The organism is Streptomyces sp. BK79, assembly GCF_044142145.1.
Lineage (GTDB): Bacteria > Actinomycetota > Actinomycetes > Streptomycetales > Streptomycetaceae > Streptomyces.
This window is the reverse complement of the sequence record NZ_JBHVOC010000008.1, coordinates 214,778-229,315: the sequence shown is the minus strand read 5'-3', so window position 1 is coordinate 229,315 and position 14,538 is coordinate 214,778. Positions and strand designations below refer to the sequence as shown.

Sequence of the window (14,538 nt, the reverse complement as noted above, 5' to 3'; positions counted from 1 at the left end):
GGCGTCCGACTCCCCGATCGCGGGGCGCAGGGCGCGGAAGGTGGGCACGGGGCGCGGGCGCGGGACACCGGGGACCGGTGTAACCCCGGACCGACGCCCGCCGGGTCCGAGGACGCCACCGGGCGGGTCCCCGGGGCGGGGTTCGCCCGGTCCCGGGGCGGCACCGGCCGAGTCCCGGTGGCAGCCCGGCTGGGTCCCGGAGGCGGCACGACTGGGTCCCGGGGCGGGGTTCACCCGATCCTCGGGCGGGGTTCAGCCGGTGCCGGGCGGGGGTACGGCCGACCCCCGGGCGGGACTTGGCCAGTCCCTGGCGGGATTCAGCCGGTGCCGGCCGGGCGTACGGCCGACCCCCGGGCGGGGTTCGCCCGGTCCCGGGGCGGCACCGGCCGAGTCCCGGACGAGCCACGGCCGAGTCCCGGAGGCGGCACGACTGGGTCCCGGAGGCAGCCCGGCCGAGTCCCGGAGGCAGGCCGGCTGAATCGCGGAGGCGGGTCGGCTGAATCGCGGAGGCGGGTCGGCTGAGTCGCGGGGCGGGGTTCGGCTCGGGTGCCGTGCGTTCGGTGTCCTGGCCGGGGGTGGGGGCGGGTCAGGGGCCCTGGCCGGAGGGCGGGGCAGGGGTCCCGGCCGGAGGGCGGGGCAGGGGTCCCGGCCGGAGGGCGGGGCAGGGGTCCCGGCCGGAGGGCGGGTCAGGGGTCCCGGCCGGAGGGCGGGTCAGGGGTGCTGGCCGTAGTTGTGGAGGCGTTTCGTCGCCTCCGTCAGCTGGGCGGGGGTCAGGAGGGACGGGGTGTGGTTCGGGACGGAGGAGGCGGTGAGCCAGAGGCGGCACATCCACTCGAGCTGGGCGGTGCGGTCGTAGGCCTGGTCGAGGGAGGTGCCGTAGGTGAGCGTGCCGTGGTTCTGGAGGAGGCAGGCGGTGCGGTCGGTGAGGGCGGCGAGCACGGAGCGGGCCAGTTCCTCGGTGCCGTAGGCCGCGTAGGGGGCGACCCGGACGGGGCCGCCGAGCGCGGCGGTCATGTAGTGGACCGGCGGCAGCTCCGGGACGAGCAGCGAGACCGCCGTCGCGTGCACGGCGTGGGTGTGGACGACGGCCCGGGCGTCCGTGGCGCGGTACACGGCGAGGTGCATGGGCAGTTCGCTGGTCGGGACCAGCGTGCCGAGCACCTGCCGGCCGTCGAGGTCGACGCCGGTGATGTCCGACGGGGCCAGACGGTCGTAGGGGACACCCGAAGGGGTGACCAGCACCGTGTCGCCGACGCGCACCGAGACGTTGCCGGAGGTGCCGACCACGAGCCCCTCCGCCACCGTCCGCCGGGCCGTCGCGACGAGGGCCTCCCAGGCGTCCGCGACGGCCGGCTCCCCGGCCCCGCGATCGTCCTCGCCGACCCCGTTGACCCGCGAATACGTCACACTCACCGTCTCCTCCCTGGCGCCCCGCGCCCCCTCGCACCGCCCGTCGACCGTGTCTGGCGGCGATCCTGCCAGGCACGTCTCCGGAGAGCATCGGACCGGGCACGCAGAGGGAGGCGGCGGTCCCGGTTCCGGTCACCGCGAAGCCCTGCTCAGTTCATCTTCCGTTCACTCTGGTTACCTACGTTCGTCCAGCCAATGACCTCGAACGATTGCCTGGGTAAATGGAAAGCTTCTCGCTGATCCTCGCGATTGTGGTGGTAACCGCACTCGCGTTCGATTTCACGAACGGTTTCCACGACACCGCGAACGCGATGGCAACGACCATTTCGACCGGTGCGCTCAAGCCCAAGGTGGCGGTGGCGATGTCCGCCGTCCTCAACCTTGTCGGCGCCTTCCTCTCGGTGGAGGTCGCCAACACGATCTCCAAGGGTCTCGTCGACGAGACCGGCATCCGTCCCGAGGTCATCTTCGCGGCCTTGGTCGGCGCGATCCTCTGGAACCTGTTGACCTGGCTGGTCGGACTCCCGTCCAGCTCCTCGCACGCCCTCATGGGCGGCCTGATCGGTGCCGCGATCGCCTCGGCTGGCGTCGGCGCGGTCCACGGCGACGTGCTCGTCACCAAGGTGCTCCTGCCGGCGATCGCCGCCCCCCTCGTCGCGGGCATCGCGGCGATGCTCGGCGCGCGGCTGACCTACAAGCTCGGCCGCAAGGCCGACGGCAAGGCCGCCGCGAAGGGCTACCGCGCCGGGCAGATCGCCTCCGCCGGCCTGGTCTCGCTGGCCCACGGCACCAACGACGCCCAGAAGACGATGGGCATCATCACCCTCGCCCTGGTGGCCGGCGGCGCCCTCGCCCCCGACTCCGACCCGCCCATGTGGGTCATCCTGTCCGCGGGCATCGCCATCGCCCTCGGCACCTACCTCGGCGGCTGGCGCATCATCCGCACCATGGGCAAGGGCCTGACCGACCTCCAGCCGCAGCAGGGCTTCGCCGCCCAGACCAGCGCCGCGACGGTCATCCTGGCCTCCTCCCACCTCGGTTTCTCCCTCTCCACCACGCACTCGGTCTCCGGCGCGGTGATGGGCGCGGGCCTCGGCCGCAAGGGCGGCGTGGTGCGCTGGTCCACGGCGACCCGGATGTTCGTGGCCTGGGGCCTGACCCTGCCGGCCGCGGCCCTGGTCGCCGCGATCGCCGAGTGGGTCTGCGGCCTGGGCGACTGGGGCACCGGCCTCGTCGCGGTCTTCCTGATCGCCTCCAGCGCCGCCATCTGGAAGATCTCCCGGCGTGAGGTCATCGACCACACCAACGTCGTCGACGACGCCGAGCAGTCCGGAGTGGTGACCCAGGCGATGGCCGCCGTGTCCCCGCCCCCGGCGGGCGTGAGCGAGGACCTGACGGCCACCATCCCGGCCGCCGAGTCCGAAGCCAAGACCCCGTCGGCCACCACCACCGTCTGAGCCCGCTCCCCGGGTACGAAGGAAGCGAACCTCCATGAGCATCGACTGGGCAGCCCTCGGCTCCGTCTTCGGGGTCAGCCTCGTGGCGACCGTGGTCCTGGTGGGCCTGTTCACCCTCGGCATCGTCGGCCTCTCCCGTCAGGAGCGCGCCGTCGCCCAGGGCGGCTCCGCCGGCCTCGCGGTCACCGGCGCCTACGCCTGCTTCGCCGCCTGCGCGGCGGCGGTGGCGTACGGCATCTACCTGATCGTCGCCTGACCGCCGGTCTCCGCACCGACGGCCCACCACGCGCGCACTCCTGAGGCGGGGCGCGGGACGGACTCCACCGTCCCGCGCCCCGCCTTCGCGTGGACCGGCGCGCACCGGCGGTGTGTGGGGCTTCGCACACTCCCCCCTCGCTGGTCAACGGCAAGTTGACGGGTGTTCGCGGGCCGTGGTGGACTGCCGGAGCCATTACGGCGGCACGAGAGGAAGCCCGGTGCGAATCCGGCGCGGTCCCGCCACTGTGACCGGGGAGCAGATCCCCGGCAGCCAGGAACTCTCACCGCCGGTCTCTTCGAACCAGGGCGCGGACACCCTGAGTGAGGACATATCGCCATGCGCGGCTGCCGTTCCAGGTACAGCGGACCCCGGTCCACCAGCGACACGCTCCCCCGCCCCGCGGCCGGTTGAGCCGTGCGCGCCGAACGCGTCTTCGCGTACGGCGCCGCCGCCGGCCTCCTCGGTGACCTCCTCCTCGGCGACCCGCGCCGCGGACACCCGGTCGCCGCGTTCGGCCGTGCCGCCGGTGCCGTGGAACGGGTGCTGTGGCACGACCACCGGGGCTGGGGCGCGCTGCACACCGCCGTGTGCGCCGGTGGCGCCGCCGCCCTCGGCCTGGCCGCCACCCGCGCCGTACGCCGCTCCCCCGCCGCCTCCGTCGCGCTGACCGGCGCCGCCACCTGGGCCGTCGTCGGCGGGACCTCGCTGGCCCGCGAGGCGCGCGCCATCGGCCGGGCCCTGGACGCCGGGGACGTCGAGGCCGCCCGGGCGCGGCTGCCGCACCTGTGCGGACGCGACCCGCAGGCGCTGGACGCGGACGGGATCGCCCGGGCCGTCGTGGAGTCCGTCGCCGAGAACACCTCGGACGCGGTCGTGGGCGCCCTGGTGTGGGGCGCGGTGGCCGGGGTCCCCGGGCTGGCCGGCTTCCGGGCCGTGAACACGCTGGACGCGATGGTCGGCCACAGGTCCCCCAGGTATCGCCGCTACGGCTGGGCCTCGGCCCGGCTCGACGACGTCGCGGGCTGGCCGGGCGCCCGCCTGACCGCCGTACTGGCCACCGTGGCGGGCGGGGATCCGCGGGGTGCCGTACGGGCCTGGCGCGCCGACGCCGGACGGCATCCGAGCCCCAACGCCGGTCCCGTGGAGGCGTCCTTCGCGGGCGCCCTGGGCGTGCGGCTCGGCGGGACGCTCTCCTACGGCGGGCGGGTCGAGCACCGGCCCGTCCTCAACGGGGCGGCGGGACGCGCCGTCCGGGCCGGTTCCGGCGACATCGACCGGGCCGTGCGGCTCTCCCGGCGCGTGGGCTGGCTGGCGCTCGGCGTGTGCGCGGGCGCGCGGCTGCTGGCCCGCCGGTCACTCACGAAGGGACGTACGTCATGAGCGGTGGCCTCCTCGTCGCCGGCACCACCTCCGACGCCGGCAAGAGCGTCGTCACCGCCGGGATCTGCCGCTGGCTGGTGCGGCAGGGCGTGAGGGTCGCGCCGTTCAAGGCGCAGAACATGTCGCTCAACTCGTTCGTGACCCGGGAGGGCGCGGAGATCGGCCGGGCGCAGGCCATGCAGGCGCAGGCGTGCCGCGTGGAGCCGACCGCACAGATGAACCCGGTGCTGCTGAAGCCGGGCGGCGAGCAGAGCAGCCAGGTGGTGCTGCTGGGCAAGCCGGTCGGCGAGATGAGCGCCCGCGGCTACCACGGCGGACGCCAGCGGCAGTTGCTCGGCACGGTGCTCGACTGCCTGGCCGCGCTGCGGGGCACGTATGACGCGGTGATCTGCGAGGGGGCGGGCAGTCCGGCCGAGATCAACCTGCGCCGGACCGACATCGTGAACATGGGGATCGCCCGGGGTGCCGGGCTCCCCGTCCTCGTCGTCGGCGACATCGACCGCGGGGGCGTCTTCGCGTCGTTCTTCGGCACGGTGGCGCTGCTGGCGCCCGAGGACCAGGCGCTGGTCGCCGGGTTCCTCGTCAACAAGTTCCGCGGCGACGTGTCGCTGCTGGAGCCGGGCCTCGACATGCTCCGGGACCTCACCGGGCGGCCGTCGTACGGCGTGCTGCCGTTCCGCCACGGGCTCGGCATCGACGAGGAGGACGGACTGCGGGTCTCCCTGCGCGGGACCGTGCGCGAGTCGGTCGTCGCGCCGCCGGTCGGCGAGGACGTGCTGCGGGTCGCCGTGTGCGCCGTCCCGCTGATGTCGAACTTCACCGACGTGGACGCGCTCGCCGCCGAACCCGGTGTCGTGGTGCGGTTCGTGGACCGGCCGGAGGAGCTGTCCGACGCCGATCTCGTGATCGTGCCGGGGACGCGGGGCACGGTCCGGGCGCTCCGGTGGCTGCGGGAGCGGGGGCTCGCCGACGCCCTCGCGCGCCGGGCGGCCGAGCGGCGGCCCGTGCTCGGCATCTGCGGCGGTTTCCAGCTGCTCGGCGAGCACATCGAGGACGACGTGGAGTCCCGCGCCGGGCACGTGGACGGGCTCGGACTGCTGCCCGTGCGGGTGCGGTTCGCCCGCGAGAAGACCCTCACCCGGCCGCAGGGCGAGGCCCTCGGCGAGCACGTCGAGGGGTACGAGATCCACCACGGGATCGCCGAAGTCGTGGGCGGCGAACCCTTCCTGGACGGCTGCCGGGTCGGCCAGACCTGGGGCACGCACTGGCACGGCTCGCTGGAGTCGGACGGCTTCCGGCGGGCGTTCCTGCGCGAGGTGGCCGCCGCCGCGGGCCGCCGCTTCGTGCCGGCCCCCGACACCTCGTTCGCCGCGCTGCGCGAGGAGCAGCTCGACCGGCTCGGCGACCTGATCGAACAGCACGCGGACACGGACGCGCTGTGGCGGCTCATCGAGTCCGGCGCGCCGCAAGGACTGCCCTTCATTCCACCGGGAGCGCCCGCATGAGCACAGTGTTGTTGTTGTCGACCGCCGACACGGACCTCCTGGCGGCCCGCGCGTCGGGCGCCGCCTACCGGATCGGCAACCCGACCCGCGTCGACGTCCAAGAGGAGCTGCCGGGCCTGGTCGAAGGCGCGGACATCGCCGTCGTACGCCTGCTGGGCGGCAAGCGCGCCTGGGAGGACGGGCTCGCCGCGCTGAAGGCGTCCGGCGTCCCGACCGTCCTGCTCGGCGGCGAGTCCGTGCCGGACGCGGAGCTGATGGCGGAGTCCTCGGTGCCGGCCGGGGTGGTGGCGGAGGCGCTGCGCTACCTCGTCGAGGGCGGGCCGGAGAACCTGACCCAGCTCGCGCGGTTCCTGTCGGACACCGTGCTGCTGACCGGCGAGGGCTTCGACGAGCCGCGCGAGATGCCGGAGTACGGCGTCCACGGCGACCGGCCGTTCACCGAGGGCCGGCCCACGGTCGGCGTGCTCTTCTACCGCGCCCACCACCTGAGCGGCAACACCGCCTTCGTTGACACCCTGTGCGACGCGATCGAGGCGCGCGGCGCCAACGCGCTCCCCGTGTACTGCGGTTCGCTGCGCGGCGCGGACGCCGGGCTGTACGAGCTGCTGGGCCGGGCCGACGCCCTGGTCGCCACCGTCCTCGCGGCCGGCGGCACGCACGCCTCGCAGGCGTCGGCGGGCGGCGACGAGGAGGCGTGGGACATCGGCGCGCTGGCCGACCTGAACGTGCCGGTGCTGCAAGGGCTCTGCCTCACCTCTTCCCGGGCCGCCTGGGAGGCCTCCGACGCCGCGCTCTCCCCCATGGACGCGGCGATGCAGGTCGCCATCCCGGAGTTCGACGGGCGTCTGATCACGGTGCCGTTCTCGTTCAAGGAGCAGGGGCCGGACGAGGTGCCGGTGTACGTCGCCGACCCCGGCCGGGCCGGGCGCGTCGCCGGGATCGCCGTACGGCACGCGGCCCTGCGGCACAAGGCGAACGCCGACAAGAAGCTCGCGCTGGTCTTCACCGCGTACCCGACCAAGCACTCCCGCGTCGGCAACGCGGTGGGGCTGGACACCCCGGCCTCGGCGGTGCGGGTGCTGGACGCGCTGCGGGAGGCGGGGTACGCCGTCGACGGGTACCCGGCCGGCGGGGACGAGCTGATCCACCGGCTGATCGAGGCCGGCGGGCACGACGTGGAGTGGCTGACGGAGGACCAGCTGGCCGCCGCGCCCGCGCGGGTGCCGCTGGCCGACTACCGGGCCTGGTTCGAGAAGCTGGACCCTCGGCTGCGGGACGGGATGCGGGAGGCGTGGGGCGAGCCGCCGGGGTCGCTGTACGTCGACGGGGACGACATCGTGCTCGCCTCGCTCCGGTTCGGGAACGTCGTCGTGATGATCCAGCCGCCGCGCGGCTTCGGGGAGAACCCGATCGCGATCTACCACGACCCCGACATGCCGCCGTCGCACCACTACATGGCCGCCTACCGGTGGCTGGAGAATAGTTTCGGCGCCGACGCGATCGTCCACATGGGCAAGCACGGCACGATGGAGTGGCTGCCGGGCAAGGGCCTCGGGCTGAGCGGCGGCTGCGCGCCGGACGCGGTGCTGGGCGACCTGCCGCTGATCTACCCGTTCATCGTCAACGACCCCGGCGAGGGTACCCAGGCCAAGCGGCGCGGACACGCCACCGTCGTGGACCACCTGGTGCCGCCGATGGCCCGCGCGGACACCTACGGCGACCTGGCCAAGCTGGAGCAGCTCCTCGACGAGTACGCGCTCGTCTCCGACCTGGACCCGACGAAGGCGCCGGCCGTCCGCGCGCAGATCTGGACGCTGGTCAAGGCGGCCGAGCTGCACCACGACCTGCACGTGGACGACCAGCCGGACGACGACGCGTTCGACGAGTTCGTCATGCACATCGACGGCTACCTGTGCGAGATCAAGGACGTGCAGATCCGCGACGGCCTGCACATCCTGGGCGGCGGCCCGGTCGGCGAGCCGCGCGTGAACCTGGTCCTCGCGGTGCTGCGCGCCTCGCAGGTGTGGGGCGGCCAGGCCAACGCCCTGCCGGGACTGCGGGCGGCGCTGGCCGCGCACTTCGGGCTGGTGGAGAAGGAGCTGCTCGCCGAACCGGGCGCGCCGGTGAAGGCGCCGGTGGAGCTGACGGACCTGGTGGAGGGTCCGGCGCGGTCGGCCGCCGACGCGATCGACCTGCTGGAGCAGCTGTGCCGGCGGGCCGCGGAGGGCATGGAGGCCCGGGACTGGGACGCGGCGGCCGTACCGGGGCTGGTGCGGGAGGTGCTGGGCACCGAACTGCCCGACGCGGTGGCCGTGCTGGAGTTCGCCTGCACGGAGGTCGTGCCGCGGCTCGCCCGGACCACCGACGAGATCGGGCACATCCTGCGGGCCCTGGACGGCGGTTACGTCCCGGCCGGGCCGTCCGGTTCGCCGACGCGCGGGCTGGTCAACGTGCTGCCGACCGGCCGGAACTTCTACTCCGTCGACCCGAAGGCGATCCCGTCCCGGCTGAGCTGGGAGGTCGGCCAGTCGCTGGCGGACTCGCTGATCCAGCGCTATCTGACCGACACCGGCGAGTATCCGAGGTCCGTCGGGCTGACGGTGTGGGGCACGTCCGCGATGCGCACCCAGGGCGACGACATCGCCGAGATCCTGGCGCTGCTGGGCTGCCGTCCGGTGTGGGACGACGCCTCGCGCCGGGTGACCGGCTTCGAGGTGGTGCCGCTGGAGGAGCTGGGCCGGCCGCGCGTGGACGTCACGGTGCGCATCTCGGGCTTCTTCCGGGACGCGTTCCCGCACGTCGTGGGGCTGATCGACGACGCGGTGCGGGCGGTGGCGGAGCTGGACGAGCCCGCCGAGTCCAACTTCGTGAAGGCCCACGCCGACGAGGACACCGCCGAGCACGGCGACCGGCGCCGGGCCACGGCCCGCGTCTTCGGCTCCAAGCCGGGCGCTTACGGTGCCGGTCTGCTGCCGCTGATCGACGCCCGCAACTGGCGCTCCGACGCGGACCTGGCCGAGGTGTACGCGGTGTGGGGTGGCTACGCCTACGGTCGCGGGCTCGACGGGCGGGCGGCGCGCGGGGACATGGAGACGGCGTTCCGGCGGATCGCGGTGGCGGCGAAGAATGTCGATACACGTGAACATGACATCGCCGATGCGGACGACTACTTCCAGTACCACGGCGGCATGGTGGCGATGGTGCGGCATCTGACGGGCGAGAGCCCGGAGGCGTACGTCGGGGATTCCGCGACTCCGGACCAGGTGAAGACGCGGACGTTGGGCGAGGAGACGCACAGGGTTTTCCGGGCGCGGGTGGTCAATCCCAGGTGGATGTCAGCGATGCGCAGGCATGGCTACAAGGGCGCCTTCGAGATGGCGGCGACCGTCGACTACCTCTTCGGCTACGACGCCACGGCCGGGGTCGTGGACGACTGGATGTACGAGAAGTTGTCGGCCGAGTACGTGTTCTCTCCCGAGAACGAGGAGTTCATGCGGAAGTCCAACCCCTGGGCCTTGCGCGGCATCACGGAAAGGCTGCTGGAGGCGGCCGACCGCGGGCTGTGGGCGGAGCCGGACCAGGAAACCCTGGACCGGCTCCGGGCGACCTACCTCGAACTTGAGGGAGATCTGGAGGGAGAGGAGTGACTCCCCCCGATATCCCCGCTTTTGCGGGGAGCAGTCGACAAGGTCGTGTTCCCGAGTGTCGACGTTCGGACCATCCCCGAGCAGGCGGGGAGCACGCCACCACTTTGACCGGCGATCGGCCTCATCTCGGGCCGCTCTGCCTTGAGTCACCCGAAGGAGTGATCACCGCGTGAGCACGCCCTACCCCTTCACCGCTGTAGTGGGTCAGGAAGATCTTCGCCTGGCTTTGCTTCTCAACGCCGTAAGTCCCGCAATCGGTGGAGTCCTGGTACGGGGAGAGAAAGGGACCGCAAAAAGCACGGCCGTGCGGGCGCTGTCGGCGCTGGTGCCGGAGGTGGACGTCGTCTCCGGGTGCCGCTTCTCCTGTGACCCCGACTCCCCCGACCCGGGCTGCCCGGACGGCCCGCACGAGCCGGGTGCCTTCGCATCGCGCCCCGCACGGATGGTCGAGCTGCCCGTCGGTGCCTCCGAAGACCGGTTGGCGGGCGCCCTCGACATCGAACGGGCGCTGGCGGAGGGCGTGAAGAGCTTCGAGCCGGGTCTTTTGGCTCAAGCACACCGCGGGATCCTGTACGTCGACGAGGTCAATCTCTTGCACGACCACTTGGTCGACCTCCTGCTCGACGCCGCCGCCATGGGTGCCTCCTACGTCGAGCGCGAGGGCGTGTCGGTGCGACATGCCGCGCGGTTCCTGCTCGTCGGGACCATGAATCCGGAAGAAGGGGAGCTGAGGCCCCAACTGCTGGACCGGTTCGGGCTGACCGTGGAAGTCGCCGCCTCGCGTGAGCCCGATCAGCGGGTGGAGGTCGTGCGGCGCCGGCTGGCGTACGACGACGATCCGGCCGGTTTCGCCGCCCGCTGGGCCGACGAGGAGGCCGCCGTACGGGCGCGGATCGTGGCGGCGCGGGAGCTGCTGCGGTCGGTGCGGCTCGGCGACGGGGCGCTCAGGCAGATCGCGGCGACCTGTGCCGCCTTCGAGGTGGACGGCATGCGGGCCGACATCGTGATGGCTCGGACCGCGACCGCGCTGGCGGCGTGGGACGGGCGGACCGAGGTGCTCGCGGAGGACGTACGGCAGGCTGCGTTGCTTGCCCTGCCGCATCGCCGTCGTCGAGCGCCGTTCGACGCCCCCGGTCTGGACGAGGACAAGCTGGACGAGACGCTGGAGGAGTTCGGCGGGCAGGACGGGGACGGCGGCGGGGACGACGATCCCGACCCGGGTCCCGACGGTCCCGGTGGCCCCGGCGGGCAGCCGGAGCCCGATGACGACACCCCGCAGGGCGACGGTGACGCCGCCGCGCGTCCCGAGGCCGGGGAGGGCGGGGAGCCGCAGCCCTCCGGCGGCTCCGGTGAGCAGTCCCCCGTACGGGCCGCCGAGCCGTTCCGCACGAAGGTGCTGAGCGTGCCGGGACTCGGCGAGGGTGCCGCCGGGCGGCGTTCCCGGGCGCGGACCGAGCACGGGCGGACCATCGGGGCCCGGCGTCCCGAGGGTGCGCTGACCAAGCTGCACCTGGCCGCGACCGTGCAGGCGGCGGCGCCGCACCAGCGGGCGCGGGGCCGGTCGGGGCCCGGTCTGGTGGTCCGGCGGGACGATCTGCGGCAGGCGAGCAGGGAGGGGCGTGAGGGCAACCTCGTGCTGTTCGTCGTGGACGCCTCCGGGTCGATGGCCGCGCGGCAGCGGATGAGCGCCGTGAAGGGTGCCGTGCTGTCGCTGCTGCTGGACGCCTATCAGCGTCGGGACAAGGTGGGGCTGGTGACCTTCCGGGGTGCGGCGGCCGACGTCGCGCTGCCGCCGACCTCGTCGGTGGACGCGGCGGCCGTACGGCTGGAGTCGCTGCCGACGGGCGGGCGGACGCCGCTGGCGGCCGGGCTGCTGCGGGCGCACGAGGTGCTGCGGGTGGAGCGGCTGCGGGACCCGGCGCGGCGGGCGCTGGTCGTGGTGGTGACGGACGGGCGGGCGACCGGGGGTTCGGAGCCGGTGGCGCTGGCGGGGCGTGCGGCGCGGCTGTTCGCGGCCGAGGGCACCGCCTCGGTGGTCGTCGACTGCGAGTCGGGACCGGTGCGGCTGGGGCTGGCCGGGCGGCTCGCGGGTGAGCTGGGCGGTACGGCGGTGACGCTGGACGAGCTGCGGGCGGACTCCATCGCCGGGCTGGTGAAGGACGTGCAGGGGAACAGGAGGGCCGCGTAATGCCGCAGGGACAGCCGAGTGTCGTGCCGGACGACGGGCTGACGACCCGTCAGCGGCGTAATCGTCCGCTGGTCGTGGTGCACACGGGCATCGGCAAGGGCAAGTCCACCGCCGCGTTCGGACTGGCGCTGCGCGCCTGGAACCAGGGGTGGCCGATCGGGGTGTTCCAGTTCGTCAAGTCGGCCAAGTGGAAGGTCGGCGAGGAGAACGCGCTGCGGGTGCTGGGCGCCAGCGGTGAGGGCGGGTCCGTCGACTGGCACAAGATGGGCGAGGGCTGGTCCTGGGTCCAGCGCGACGCCCAGACGGACAACGAGGAGAAGGCCCGGGAGGGCTGGGAGCAGGTCAAGCGGGACCTGGCCGCCGAGACGTACAAGCTGTACGTGCTGGACGAGTTCGCGTACCCGATGCACTGGGGCTGGGTGGACACGGACGAGGTCGTCGACGTGCTGCGCGACCGTCCCGGCACCCAGCACGTGGTGATCACGGGTCGTAACGCGCCCGGGAAGCTGGTGGACTTCGCCGACCTGGTGACCGACATGTCCAAGGTCAAGCATCCGATGGACACCGGCCAGAAGGGCCAGAGAGGCATCGAGTGGTGACGTCCGTGCCCCGGCTGGTGATCGCCGCTCCGGCCTCCGGCAGCGGCAAGACCACCGTCGCCACAGGGCTGATGGCCGCGTTCGCCGCGCGCGGGCTCGCCGTGTCGCCGCACAAGGTCGGGCCGGACTACATCGACCCCGGGTACCACGCGCTCGCCACGGGGAGGGTGGGGCGCAACCTCGACGCCTACCTGTGCGGGCCCGAGCTGGTCGGGCCGTTGTTCCTGCACGGGGCGCGCGGGTGCGACGTCGCCGTGGTCGAGGGGGTGATGGGGCTGTACGACGGTGCCGCCGGGGAGGGTGAGCTGGCGTCCACCGCGCACGTCGCCAAGCTGCTGCGGGCGCCGGTGGTGCTGGTCGTGGACGCGTCGTCGCAGTCGCGGTCGGTGGCGGCGCTGGTGCACGGGTTCGTGTCCTGGGATCCGGAGGTGCGGGTCGGGGGCGTGATCCTCAACAAGGTCGGGTCGGACCGGCACGAGGCGTTGCTGCGGGAGGCGCTGGACTGCGTCGGGGTGCCGGTGCTGGGGGTGTTGCGGCGGGCGCGGCAGGTCTCCACGCCGTCGCGGCATCTGGGGCTGGTGCCGGTCGCGGAGCGGGGGGCGGAGGCGGTGGAGGCGGTCGCGGCGATGGCCGCGCTGGTCTCCGACGGGTGTGATCTGGAGGCGTTGGCCGGGTTGGCGCGGAGTGCGGGAGCGTTGGACTGTGCGGCCTGGGACGCGGGTGTGGCCGTTTCCCCGCCCCCGGCGCCCCTTCCCGGCCCGAAGCGGGTCGCCGTCGCCGGTGGTGCCGCCTTCACGTTCTCCTACGCCGAGCACACGGAGTTGCTCGCCGCCGCCGGGGCGGAGGTCGTGGTCTTCGATCCGTTGCGGGACGAGGGGTTGCCCGAGGGGACCGCCGGGCTGGTGATCGGGGGTGGGTTTCCCGAGGTGTACGCCGCCGAGCTGTCCGCCAACGAGCCGCTGCGCGAGGCGGTCGCGGAGCTGGCCCTCGGTGGGGCGCCCGTCGCCGCGGAGTGTGCCGGGCTGCTGTACCTGTGCCGGGAGCTGGACGGGCTGCCGATGTGCGGGGTGCTGGACGCCTGTGCGCGGATGTCGGAGCGGCTCACCCTGGGCTACCGGGACGCCGTGGCCGTGGCCGACAGCGCGCTGGCCGTGGCGGGGACGCGGATGCGGGGGCACGAGTTCCACCGGACGGTCGTGGAGCCGGGGGCCGGGGCGGCGCCGGCGTGGGGGATGCGGGCGCCGGAGCGGCGCGTCGAGGGATTTGTGGAGCGCGGTGTGCACGCGAGCTATCTGCACACGCACTGGGCGTCCGAGCCCGGTGTCGCCCGTCGGTTCGTGGAGAGGTGCCGGACGTCATGAGCAGCCATCTGGTCGGGGTCGGGGTGGGTCCCGGTGACCCGGAGCTGGTGACCGTCAAGGGGGTCAACGCGCTGCGGGCCGCCGAGGTCGTCGTCGTGCCCGTGATGGACACCGGGGAGCGGGGGCGGGCGGAAGCGACCGTGCTGCACTACGTGGGCGCCGAGAAGGTCGTCCGGGTGGTGTTCGCGCTGAACGAGCGCACCGACCGGGCGCGGCGCGAGGCGGCCTGGGACGCGGCCGGGGAGCGGGTGGCCGGGTTGCTGCGGGAGCACGGCCGGGTCGCGTTCGCCACCATCGGCGATCCCAACGTGTACTCGACGTTCACGTACCTCGCGCAGACCGTCGGCGAGCTGGTGCCGGGCACCGTCGTGGAGACCGTGCCGGGGATCACCGCCATGCAGGATCTCGCGGCGCGGTCGGGGGCGGTGCTGACGGAGGGCACCGAGCCGTTGACGCTGGTGCCGGTGACCGCCGGGGCCGCCGTGCTCAAGGACGCGTTGAACGGGCCCGGTACGGTCGTCGCCTACAAGTTCGGGCGGCAGGCGGCCGAGGTCGCCGAGGCGCTGCGGGAGACCGGGCGGCTGGACGACGCCGTGTGGGGGTCGGCGCTGGGGCTGCCGGAGGAGTCCGTACGGGCAGCCGCCGAGCTGGACGGGGCGCCGCTGCCGTATCTGTCGACGCTCATCGCGCCCGCCCGGCGCGAGGGCGGGCGGGGCGGCAAGCTGTGAACCG

General features: G+C 73.8%; 10 protein-coding genes and 1 riboswitch. Of the genes, 9 read left to right on the top strand and 1 reads right to left on the bottom strand.

Annotated features, from left to right (window positions below; all coding sequences use genetic code 11):
- Positions 1 to 711: 711 nt before the first annotated feature.
- Positions 712 to 1,407, bottom strand: a complete 696-nt coding sequence (locus ACFIF2_RS12670) for a class II aldolase/adducin family protein (RefSeq protein WP_395572745.1) — start codon at positions 1,405 to 1,407, stop codon at positions 712 to 714.
- A 224-nt stretch (positions 1,408 to 1,631) separates the two neighbouring features.
- On the opposite strand from ACFIF2_RS12670, the gene ACFIF2_RS12665 reads away from it, so the two are divergent.
- The 9 genes from ACFIF2_RS12665 to cobI all read left to right on the top strand — a co-directional run bounded on the left by ACFIF2_RS12665 (position 1,632) and on the right by cobI (position 14,534).
- Positions 1,632 to 2,867, top strand: a complete 1,236-nt coding sequence (locus tag ACFIF2_RS12665; RefSeq protein ID WP_395572690.1) for an anion permease — start codon at positions 1,632 to 1,634, stop codon at positions 2,865 to 2,867.
- Positions 2,868 to 2,901: 34 nt separating this feature from the next.
- A complete protein-coding gene (locus ACFIF2_RS12660) occupies positions 2,902 to 3,123 on the top strand; it encodes a hypothetical protein (RefSeq protein ID WP_395572689.1) in 222 nt (73 codons plus the stop codon).
- Positions 3,124 to 3,284: 161 nt separating this feature from the next.
- Positions 3,285 to 3,427, top strand: a riboswitch (cobalamin riboswitch).
- A gap of 113 nt (positions 3,428 to 3,540) precedes the next feature.
- Complete coding sequence (locus ACFIF2_RS12655) at positions 3,541 to 4,506, top strand: cobalamin biosynthesis protein (protein WP_395572688.1); 966 nt, start codon at positions 3,541 to 3,543, stop codon at positions 4,504 to 4,506.
- Positions 4,503 to 6,011: a cobyric acid synthase gene (locus tag ACFIF2_RS12650; protein ID WP_395572687.1), complete on the top strand. Its 1,509-nt coding sequence runs from the start codon at positions 4,503 to 4,505 to the stop codon at positions 6,009 to 6,011. The genes ACFIF2_RS12655 and ACFIF2_RS12650 overlap by 4 nt, the downstream gene beginning before the upstream one ends.
- Positions 6,008 to 9,658, top strand: a complete 3,651-nt coding sequence (cobN, locus tag ACFIF2_RS12645) for a cobaltochelatase subunit CobN (RefSeq protein ID WP_395572686.1) — start codon at positions 6,008 to 6,010, stop codon at positions 9,656 to 9,658. Before ACFIF2_RS12650 ends, cobN begins: the two co-directional genes overlap by 4 nt.
- Before the next feature lie 169 nt (positions 9,659 to 9,827).
- The gene (locus ACFIF2_RS12640) at positions 9,828 to 11,846 is read left to right on the top strand and encodes a putative cobaltochelatase (protein ID WP_395572685.1); all 2,019 of its coding nucleotides are present in this window, start codon (positions 9,828 to 9,830) and stop codon (positions 11,844 to 11,846) included.
- Positions 11,846 to 12,445: a cob(I)yrinic acid a,c-diamide adenosyltransferase gene (cobO, locus tag ACFIF2_RS12635; RefSeq protein ID WP_395572684.1), complete on the top strand. Its 600-nt coding sequence runs from the start codon at positions 11,846 to 11,848 to the stop codon at positions 12,443 to 12,445. The genes ACFIF2_RS12640 and cobO overlap by 1 nt, the downstream gene beginning before the upstream one ends.
- Positions 12,439 to 13,806, top strand: a complete 1,368-nt coding sequence (locus tag ACFIF2_RS12630) for a cobyrinate a,c-diamide synthase (RefSeq protein ID WP_395572683.1) — start codon at positions 12,439 to 12,441, stop codon at positions 13,804 to 13,806. The genes cobO and ACFIF2_RS12630 overlap by 7 nt, the downstream gene beginning before the upstream one ends.
- Positions 13,803 to 14,534 (top strand): precorrin-2 C(20)-methyltransferase, encoded by a 732-nt coding sequence (gene cobI / locus ACFIF2_RS12625; protein WP_395572682.1) that lies wholly within the window; start codon positions 13,803 to 13,805, stop codon positions 14,532 to 14,534. The genes ACFIF2_RS12630 and cobI overlap by 4 nt, the downstream gene beginning before the upstream one ends.
- The last annotated feature ends 4 nt before the right edge of the window (positions 14,535 to 14,538 follow it).